This is a genomic window from Anaerorhabdus sp., from assembly GCF_036637135.1.
In the GTDB taxonomy this organism is placed as follows: Bacteria; Bacillota_I; Bacilli_A; order Erysipelotrichales; family Erysipelotrichaceae; genus Anaerorhabdus.
In genome coordinates this window covers 1-10542 of record NZ_JAVWNC010000065.1, presented here as the reverse complement: position 1 = coordinate 10542, position 10542 = coordinate 1, and the positions used below count along the sequence as shown (strand labels likewise).

General features: G+C 28.9%; 12 protein-coding genes. All 12 read right to left on the bottom strand.

The window, feature by feature from the left end:
- Window positions 1-514: 514 nt before the first annotated feature.
- Complete coding sequence (locus tag RR643_RS10000) at window positions 515-1216, bottom strand: CPBP family intramembrane glutamic endopeptidase (RefSeq protein ID WP_332483126.1); 702 nt, start codon at window positions 1214-1216, stop codon at window positions 515-517.
- Between the two features lie 285 nt (window positions 1217-1501).
- Complete coding sequence (locus RR643_RS09995) at window positions 1502-2536, bottom strand: S66 family peptidase (RefSeq protein ID WP_332483125.1); 1035 nt, start codon at window positions 2534-2536, stop codon at window positions 1502-1504.
- Window positions 2537-2618: 82 nt separating this feature from the next.
- Window positions 2619-2960 carry a type II toxin-antitoxin system death-on-curing family toxin gene (locus RR643_RS09990; protein ID WP_332483124.1) on the bottom strand — a complete coding sequence of 114 codons (342 nt, stop codon included), beginning with the start codon at window positions 2958-2960 and terminating at the stop codon, window positions 2619-2621.
- Window positions 2870-3379: a RhuM family protein gene (rhuM, locus tag RR643_RS09985; protein ID WP_332483123.1), complete on the bottom strand. Its 510-nt coding sequence runs from the start codon at window positions 3377-3379 to the stop codon at window positions 2870-2872. Before rhuM ends, RR643_RS09990 begins: the two co-directional genes overlap by 91 nt.
- 179 nt (window positions 3380-3558) lie before the next feature.
- Complete coding sequence (locus tag RR643_RS09980) at window positions 3559-4026, bottom strand: GNAT family N-acetyltransferase (RefSeq protein ID WP_332483122.1); 468 nt, start codon at window positions 4024-4026, stop codon at window positions 3559-3561.
- A gap of 241 nt (window positions 4027-4267) precedes the next feature.
- Complete coding sequence (locus tag RR643_RS09975) at window positions 4268-4807, bottom strand: flavodoxin domain-containing protein (protein ID WP_332483121.1); 540 nt, start codon at window positions 4805-4807, stop codon at window positions 4268-4270.
- A gap of 263 nt (window positions 4808-5070) precedes the next feature.
- Window positions 5071-6012 carry a virulence protein RhuM/Fic/DOC family protein gene (locus tag RR643_RS09970; RefSeq protein WP_332483120.1) on the bottom strand — a complete coding sequence of 314 codons (942 nt, stop codon included), beginning with the start codon at window positions 6010-6012 and terminating at the stop codon, window positions 5071-5073.
- A gap of 226 nt (window positions 6013-6238) precedes the next feature.
- A complete protein-coding gene (locus tag RR643_RS09965) occupies window positions 6239-6895 on the bottom strand; it encodes a hypothetical protein (protein WP_332483119.1) in 657 nt (218 codons plus the stop codon).
- A 9-nt stretch (window positions 6896-6904) separates the two neighbouring features.
- A complete protein-coding gene (locus RR643_RS09960) occupies window positions 6905-8212 on the bottom strand; it encodes a hypothetical protein (RefSeq protein ID WP_332483118.1) in 1308 nt (435 codons plus the stop codon).
- A gap of 5 nt (window positions 8213-8217) precedes the next feature.
- Window positions 8218-9177, bottom strand: a complete 960-nt coding sequence (locus RR643_RS09955) for a hypothetical protein (RefSeq protein WP_332483117.1) — start codon at window positions 9175-9177, stop codon at window positions 8218-8220.
- A 108-nt stretch (window positions 9178-9285) separates the two neighbouring features.
- On the bottom strand, window positions 9286-9990 hold the full coding sequence (locus RR643_RS09950; protein ID WP_332483116.1) for a recombinase family protein: 705 nt from the start codon (window positions 9988-9990) through the stop codon (window positions 9286-9288).
- A gap of 83 nt (window positions 9991-10073) precedes the next feature.
- Window positions 10074-10542 (bottom strand): recombinase family protein (locus tag RR643_RS09945; protein WP_332483115.1); only part of this gene is annotated, 469 nt, incomplete at its 5' end.

Genomic DNA, 10542 nt, shown 5'->3' with positions numbered 1-10542 from the left:
ATATTTTATTAATTTGATTATATCCTTTTGTTAGATATTGTTCAATCTATTCAGTGAATATGGTATTTTGGTAAATACATATCTGAAATGAGAAATATTTGTGCCTAGTTCTCTACCACCAAAAACCAACAATATTATTTCATTTTATACGCCTTCTACTTATTTACTAACTAAAGAAATTACTCATAAAAATTTATCATTTTAAATATACAAAAAAATCTGTGTGATTAAACCAATTCATTCCATTTCTCGATTACCCTCAATTTGAACTTGTGAAAATTTTGCACAAGTTGACATATCGAACTCTTTTTCATCAGTAAAAGTAGCATATTTTACTAAAATCATTATAGAAAAGCATATAAACCCTGTGTTTGATACAAGTTCGTTCAATTATTATGGAGCACCCAATGGTAAGTATAGTCTTATATTTCATTGACCTCTTGTTGATACATTGATTTAAAAAAAACTACTAACAAGAAGTTGGATTAACTGTTTGCCAAACTGATATTTGTGTTTATCTTGCAACTAAATTATAGGCTAAATTACTCATCCAATGAGGAATGATAGAACCATATAATGAATTTGTTTTCACATATATAAGAGACAACACAATATGTGTCAGAAACAAGTCCAATATCCATCCTATATTATTGATTATCAAATCAGTAATAGTCATATTGTAAGCAATCATTCTATATGGAAAATGCATAACTATAAATAATAAGCCAGTTACAATAATTACAAGATATTGATTTTTTATCAGTCCATATAATCGAGTTCCAATATAACCACGAAATACAATTTCCTCGCACAGTGCAACTATTAAAAAATATATCACCAATTCTATAATTTCTTTTATTTCTATAAAACTCGCTCCGTTAACTATGTGTGACAGACAGTTATTAAAGAAAAGTATTAATGCGAAGATTAAACCAATCAAACAACTTTGTTTCCATTTCCCGCCATAAATCCCTAATGAAGATAATTTCTCTTTTCTGACCTTAACTAATAAAATTGTAATAATAATTATTAAAATATTAAATACACTTCCTACAAGCCAACTTTCACCAATCGCAGGATAGCTACTTTCTAAAACTGCTAAAATTGCATAGAACATACACATTATACAAAAAAGACCAAGTGCCAAAAAACTATCGATCCATTTATATTTAATTACATTATCTTGAAATTCCTGATTAGGCTGTAATAACTTCATCTATTTCCTCTCCCATACAACTTTTAGTTTATTCATATAATACCTTGAACAAAAATATAAAGCAAAGTTCACTAATGCATTGAGTTATGATAAAGAACTCTTTATTTAACTATAATATCTGCACATTCCTAACTTTACCAAAGTCTACAAAATCATTAAAAAGCCTTTAAATAAAGGCTTAAACGATATGGTATTTATAGTGTCATATTTGATTATAATGATGTTGGAAAATCGATTATTGCGGTTACGGTTGATTATGCTCATTTTGAGAAGCAAAAATCATTACTAAATCGTTGGACATTCCAATAAAACAATGGACCTGTTTTTACAGTCCAATTGTGCCTTAATACCATAAGGAATAATGCCAATCGGTTTTGAATGTCCAAAGTTTACATTATAAAAAATAGGTAAATCGTTCAAGTGTTCTTCATTTACAACAACCTGAGTAATTGCAACTTTATATTCATCATAGTACTTTTCCCCTTGTGGTTTACCTACAATAATTCCTTTAATTACATTCAGAATACCTTGTGCCGCAAGATTTCTAAATGTCCATTTAATAAAATCTGGTGACGGCTTATCTTCACTTGTTTCAATAAAAAGAATAGCATCTTCCCATTCCTTAAGTGTTGGCCAGATTTTCGTTTCAAACGCCATCATAAATACATCTATACATCCACCAAGTAAATGTCCTTGCACTACTCCACTTCCACTAATTACCTCATATCCATGAACATCTTTTTTCATGTTGTGTGGGGTGTTTATATTACTTTCTTGCCAAAGAACATAGTCATCTGTCCATTCGTCACTCGGCATAAGTTGGTATTGTTCCCATTCACCAAAAAGTATATCTTCCACAGCCTTTTGAGTGTAATCGAACATTTTAACATACTCACCAAACTCACACATTATTGATGGTCCATAAAAAGATACCACTTCTGCTTTATACATCATAAAATGGTTAATGGTTGTATCTGAATACCCCATAAAAATTTTGGGGTTATTTTTAATTATATCAAAGTCTATATAAGGTAATATTCGTATTGTATCATCTCCACCAATAGCACAAAAAATTGCAGAAATTGAATTATCAGAAAAGGCGTCCATCAAATCTTTAGCTCTTAATTCTGGATGGTTCGCTACAAATTCGCTTCCCTTTAATGCGTGAGGCATACAGACTACCTCTAATCCAAAATCTTTTGTTAGACGCTCTTTAGCAATATTAAATTTATGAATAAAGCAATCATCCCCTAATCCACCCCAAGATAGGCTTACAATTGCAACTTTATCCCCTTTACTTAATTTTTTAGGTTTTATCATCCGACTTTCCCTCACTTCCTTTTATATAAATAGCTTAATGTAAACCGTATCACAATTTTCGTATTGAAACCATATATTTAGTTTAATCCCTTGTTAACTGTATGAGTTCCTTTGAAAACGCTATTACATTTTCTCTTTCTTCCGGTTTCGATGATGCGATTAATACTGTTAAGGTTGCAAGTGTTGCATTACTAATTCTTTGTCTATTATTCACAATCAATTGCCTATTCTTCATCAAGAAATAGATGAATATAGTAGCTGCAATTCTCTTATTACCATCATAAAAACTATGATTTTTTGTAATGAAGTAAAGTAAGTTAGCTGCTTTATCTTCTAGTGTTGGATAAAAATCAACCCCTCCAGAACTTTGATAGATTTGATTGATACTTGATTGAAAAGATTCACCTCTTTCTTTACCAAACAAATCACCTCTTCCATCATATCGACTTGAATTTCTTGCATACGTTCTAGTTGTTTTAGTCTTTTATCATTATTGACAACACCTTTTAATGTATATTCTTTAAGTACTCTAGTTGCCCATTGTCTAAAAAGTATACCTCTTTTTGATTTAACACGATATCCTACTGAAACAGCAACATCTAAATTAAATACTTTGGGCTTTCTACCACCAGAACTTCTACTGGAAATTCCAGTAGAAGTTTTTTCATCTAATTCACCTTCTTTGAAAATATTATTTATATGCTCATTTATTGTTTTAACATCTTTTTCAAACAAATTACTTAGATCATTGCTAGTCAACCATACTGTTTCTTCAATTAGAGATAAACTAACTTCAAGTTTTATTTCTCCATCTTCAAAACTAACTATATTGTTTTGTTCCATTTATATATCCTCCTACTTATTTATTAGTAAAAGAGGTATAATTTCCTAAAACTATTATAGATAAGTACACAAAAACCTGTGTATCTGACACAGGTTCTTTAATTAGCATGAGAGACTTGAACGTTGTGAATGGGAGTTTATTTTGGTAAATAAATTTAAATTTGAGCTAGACAAAATGCTTATAACACCATCACATAGATATCTTTTTCCGAATCATAATCAAAGCCACACGATCTCAAAACTCCTCGAGATGCTTCATTTTCATCATCAGGTTGAACAACTATTCTTTTTGCGTCACTATGTTCTTTAATCTTTTGTATTAGTGTAAGTATAATTTGTTTGCCCAATCCTTGACCGAGATAGCTACTTTCCCCAATCATATAATCTATGCCATACGAGCCGCCAAGTGCAGTATAACCTTCCCACAGTTCATCACTATCTATGCAAGCGTAATATTGACAAAAACCAATTTGTTTGTTGTTATACTCCACAATATAGTGATGTATCCAAGAAAACGTATCCTCTTGTTGTTCAATTTCTGTAATCCAATCAAGTGGCTCTAGATACCATTTTGCCACATGTGGGGTATATATCCACTTTTTAAATATTATCAAATCATTCAGTGTCATAGGTTTAAAGCTTATCAATTTATTCCCTCCTTTGTATACTAAATACTTCATACTAAAAAACTATCATATGAATTTTAAAAAATCAATCTCTCGCTTAGTGTTTTTACTTGGAGCAACCCATGGGAAGTATACTTCTATATTTTGAATGATTTTTTGTTGTTAATTGATTGTAATAAAACTAAAAACAATAAGTTGATTATCTATTCACAAAACTGAAATTTATTGCTTATATCTATACTCATACAACTCATATTTAACTCTAAATATTTTCAATACATTTAATTAGGGGAACTATGAATTTTTTATCAGAAATATCATAAGATTTATTTATCGCATTTACTGTTCCTTCTTCAATCTTAGATTTATTATTTTTATTTGATAGTATTTTTGACAATGCTTTCATAATTGTTTTATCAGGCAAACTCATTTTTTCATAACATAGACCTGACTGCATGTAAAAATTAGGAATCGAGTTATCATCAAAATTATTAGCCATTATCTTTTTTATTTCTTCTTTTGCTTCAAACGGAGTTGCTCCTGTTGCAAAAACAACGAGTTTATATTTCGAATTTGCAAACATTTTTTTAATCTTACCTAACTCATCGATTTTACCTGCATGCACCCTTCCACCATAAATAATTAAATCATAGCCATTAAAATCAAAGCTGGAAATATTTCTATAATCTACTATTTCACAATCAATTTCCTCTGCAATCCATTGAGCATATTGTTTGGTAAAGCCTGTTCTTGTTTTATAAATTACTATTTTTTCATATACTCTCCTTACGTCTGTTGACATATAAAGTTTGATTACAGCTATTTCTCATCGACAAATTCTTATTTATTAATATGATAACTAGAATAAAATAAATAGCAATGTTCATCAATGCATTGAGTTATGATAAATAACTCTTTATTTAACTACGTATTTACACATCCCTAATTTTACCAAAGTCTACACAAGCATTAAAAAAACCTTTATTAAAAGGTTTAAACGATATGATATCTATCGCGTTCTACTAATTTGGCGCACGCGACGGCGAATAAACTCCTACATTTAGACTAATCCCTTGTTAACTGTATGAGTTCCTTTGAAAAAGCTAATATATTTTCCCTTTCCTCTGGTTTTGATGATGCAATTAGCACTGTCAATGTTGCCAGTGTAGTATTACTAATCCTTTGTTTATTATTTACAATAAGTTGTCTATTCTTCATTAAGAAGTAAATAAAGATAGTAGCTGCAATTATCTTGTTTCCATCATAAAAACTATGGTTTTTTGTAATGAAGTAGAGTAAATTAACTGCCTTATCTTCTAAGGTAGGATAAAGTTCAACACCATCATAACTTTGATAGATTTGATTTATACTTGATTGAAATGATTCATCTCTTTCTTTTCCAAATAAGTCTCCTCGAGCATCAAAGGGTGATTGTTCAATCACTTCTATGCATTCTTCATAGGATAATTGATAAATACATTCTGTTTCTTGATTCTTTTTTTCTAGAAGCATTCGATGATCATAATTATCTAATAATTGTAATCCTTGTGAATAGAGATTAAGTACACTTAATACTTCTGAGGCATCAAATCCTTTCACACCTTCCATCATATCCACTTGGATTTCTTGCATGCGTTCTAGTTGTTTTAGTCGTTTTTCATTATAAACTACACCTTTCAATGTATATTCCTTAAGAATTTTAGTTGCCCATCTTCGAAATATAGTCCCTTTCAAAGATTTGACTCTATACCCAACTGAGATAACTACATCTAAGTCATAGAAAACAACTGGTTTGTCAGAATTTGCAATTTGCATATTTTGCAAATTGCTTTTCTCTGAAATTTCATTTTCATTTATTGCATTTTTAATGTGTCTTGATATAACAGAAATATCTCGATCAAATAACTTTGACATTTGTACCTGAGTCAGCCAAACTGTACCCTGTTCCAGAGTAACTTCTACAGATATTACTCCATCTTCGAAAATTATAGATCCATTTTCTTTCATTTATACTTCCTCCTACTTATTTATTAGTAAAAGAAGTATAAATTCCTGAATTTTTTATAGAAAAGTACATAAAAACCTGTGTTTGACACAGGTTTGTTCGATTATCATGGAGCGCCCAACGGGAAATAAACTCTCATATTTAGACTCATCCCAATATAACTTGATTAATTCTTTTGAATAAATTATTAAATTCCTCTTTCTTTCGAGGTTAAGGATGTAATTAAGTTTATTCAACTGAAAGTTGATTTAAACTAGACAGATAATCCAAAATAAAAATTTTAGATTTTAGTTTATAATTTTTATTATGATCTACTCTTCTTGGACGAATAATTTCATAAACTTTTTTTTCGTCCACCACTATTAGTCCTAACCCACATTTTTTAATTAATCCCTTATATTCTAGACAAAGTGAATATTTATTCTTAGGCATCACTATATAAGAATAATCGCAATACTTTTTATTTACTACCGCTTGATTTATTGCTTTTTTTATATCATTTAGTTTCATTTCATAACCTCTTACGACAATATCAGGAAACTGAATGTTATTATTTATAAAATATAAATTATTTGACAAATCACATATAGACAATTCTATCATTTTCTTCATTCTGTTTTTCACTATATTTTTTGAAATTCTTGTGCTTTCAGCTAAATAATCTAATGTATGTCCTTTTTTCCTATATAAAAAAGAAAAAATTGACAAATTATCCTTATCTTTTAAGAAGTTTATTTGAGTAGAATTTAAAAACTTTATTCTATCTAATTGATACTCTACTACATCAATACTCCCCCATCTAAAAGGACATTCTGTAATACTATTTTGAGAAATATTTTTTAGCATAATAAACCTATCAACTAACTCAACCTCATACTCAAACATAATATCCTCCTATATCAAAATTTTATTTTTGAATTCTCTTATTGCTCCTATTTGTGTCATTATACAATAAATGTTTGTATTTTCCAATTTCTTTGCATCATCAAATCTACCTGATTCATTTAATTTTTTCACTAGATATTTCAAATTTTTCAATCCAAAATCTAATTTTTGAAGCATTAAATCACAGCGTTTTATCGTTAATTCATCCCCAGTAAACTTTTCTTCGATTACCTGATTTTTTTCAATTATTTTTAAGAACTCTATCCAATATAACTGTTCTAAGTCACTCAAACTTAAATCATCAAGTTTCGAGATTGGAACTGGTATAATTTCAAGAATATCTTCAATTTTTAGAACTTCAAGCAACTCTAGAGGAATTTCACTCATAAAATACTCTAGCAAAATTTTTTTAATCCTTTTACCAAACGAAGAATTTTGACTTATGTCAATTCCTTTTGATTCCAAATCATAACTACGAAAGCTCGAAAACCAACCAACACCAAATCGTTCAATATCTAATATTGAGAAAGGAATATCTTTTATTCCGCAATAATTCATAAAAACTTTAACATCATTGAAATTCAATTCTTTTATAAATGACAGGATATTTTGATACTCCTTCGAATCATATGTATATATAGATGCACTGTTTGTAATTGAAACGCTAATCCCAGTTAAAAAACTATATTTTCTAATATATTTCAATAATTTATTTGCTACATTAAAACTATTAAAAAGTTCAACATTTATTAAAACACTTAGAAATACATCTCTTTTACTTTCATCCTTCAAATAAATATTCGTATGTTGTAAAACATCATCAATAATAATATCTTTCCATGAATCAGTTTTATCTAATAAAAATGTTGGAGTAGTCATATATGGACAATTTTGATAAAATCTAAGATAATAATTTTTAATACAGAATAATATATCGTCACGGTAATCAACATATTCGGATGATTCAAGAGGAAGAGATTCGAACTTTGGAAAATCTACATTACTTTTTAAACACAGAAGTTTATTATTTCCTTCTGTTGTCTTTTGTATTAAGACATTCCCATCTCTATCCTTAACTGCTTCGGTTGTCGGATTCAAATATTTACTTATATATGAATTATCATAAAGGAGATAATATATTGGAAAGTCTTTAAAAATAATTTTACCACTTAAAAAATTATTTAATTCTGTTATATGTTTCGTTTGAATGTCAGCAAGGCTATAGTAAACACCATCAACTCTTGATTTTTCTCTTTCTACTATATTCTTAATTTTGTCTCCATAATTTTTGGTAGCATTAATGAATATCTTACCCATATAAACTATTCACACCTTCCTAATATATCTAAAATTTTTTCATAAGAATGTATTCTCTGAGAAACACTTTCTTGTACCATTGAACAGAGTAATCTATAAAACAAATCAGTTTCATTTCCTCTAAATACTTCAATAAGTAAAAAATTGAAATACTCATTCTTATATCTTTGTGGTAATTGAATCCCTGGATTAAAATGATATTTATTTTCAATAAGCCAATTATAAATCCCACAACCTTGCGCTTTATAGTCAGGAATATTAAAGTACCCTAATCTCAATGCACCCATAAGTGATCCAGATAACAAACCGATAGTATAAATTTCAGAATTCACTATTCCGTCTTCAGTTCTATCTATATGGATTTCTGTATATTCAGGAGAAGCATAGAAATATTTTGTAGGTGTAGCTTGATGAAAACAGGTTGTCTCAATTTGACTGTTTTTGGCGCTTGCTGTGTCAATCATTTTTAGCTGATAATCGCTCGTAAACCTCATATTATCAAAAGATAAATCTCTATGTGCTTGAAATCCTACATGTTTACTAGAAACATATAGACTCAATAAATTTTTCATAAAATTTATTGCAGTTAACTTAACATCATTTTCAAAGTTTTTAAACAAATATTCAATACCTTCCTGAAAGGTGTAAGTAATATATTCCTCGACTATAAACGCGAAACGATAGTTATTAATTTCCTTGATTTTACAATCAAATATTTTTGGAAAAGCATCAGATTTGGAAAGGTTTATTATTGACTCATAATGAGCTAATAAATACTCATCATAATTCTCATCATTTGTTCCCCCGATAACAATTATTTTTATTATGTATTTTTCACCTTTTCTATTTGCATAATATACAGAAGAAACATTTGTTCGAATATGTGTGATGCCCTCGTAATCCGTAAATAGATTCCTTATGCAATCAGTAATAGAATCATTGCATTCGTTGAAAATTTCTTTCATAACTTATTCCCTTCTATTAATAATATTATACATCTTTTAACTATTAAATTGTTAACATTTCCATTTTTTAGTATTTCTTTTTTTATTTTTATTTCATATTTAATACTCCTAAATAAGTAATTTATCATTCTCTATTTTTGAGATTATTTCAATTATTTCATCTTCTTTATATACCTTTTTATTAGCACATTTTCTCACTCCCGTTTCAGCATGTGTCGCACAAACCCAGCACGGAATTCTAATTCCTTTTCTTTTTCTTATCACTCGACGAAAAGATGAGCCACAATCTTTACATACTAACACATTTAAGAGTGGATTCTTTGAAGTATATTTCCGTTTAATTGCTCCTTTATTATTTTGCTCATTTGCTGTTCTTTCTTTAATTATACATTGTATCCTTTCAAACAATTCTATAGGAATAATCGCTTCATGTGACTCCTCCACTAGATACTGTGTTTTTCTACCATTTATTGGTTTCCATGTTAAGTCATCAAATTCTTTCTTCATTGTTTTAGGCATCAATAAATAACCTATATATACTTCATTTCTTAAAATATACATTATTGTATTTTGTCTCCATACACCGTTTTCTTTAGTAGTTTTAACTCTGTTGTTATTTAGTACCTTCGCTATTCCATAAGCCGTATTACCATTTACATACTCATTGTAAATGAATCTAACAATTCCAGCTTCAACAGCATTAACAACTCTATCTCCATTTTGATTATAATCATATCCAAAACATTTTGTTTTTCTTGTTTGTATTCCTTGCTCATATTTTCTTTTATAAGACCATGATATCGCATTACTCATTTGAACGACCTCCTCTTGCGCCATTGCGAACTGCATAGTAAGTAGGAATTTATACTTAAATTCACTATTCACTAATATATTTTCTATATCAAAAAAAAAGCAATTCCGTTTGCTATCAACTTATTTATTGTTATTAGTGCTTCAATAGTATTTCTTGAAAACCTAGATGCACTTTTTGTCACAATGATATCAATCTCATTATTTAAGCATTTACTAATCAATCTGTTTAATTCTTTTTGTTTTTTCATATTAGTTCCAGTGGCTACATCTATGAAACTACCACAAAACTTCCAATTTGTTTTTTCTTTTATCTCACGAATTAACCCTTTATTTTGATAAACCAAACTAGATTTTTGTACTTTTTGATAAGTGCTTACCCGACAGTAAACACCTACTCTTAAGCTTTTATAGAGTATTTTTTCTAAATCTTTATCATATTTCATAATTTTATAGTAACCTAAAAACCTGTGCGGCTGACACAGGTTCGTTCGATTAGCATGGCGCGCCCAACAGGATTCGAACCTGCGGTCTTTCGAATCGGAATCGAATGCA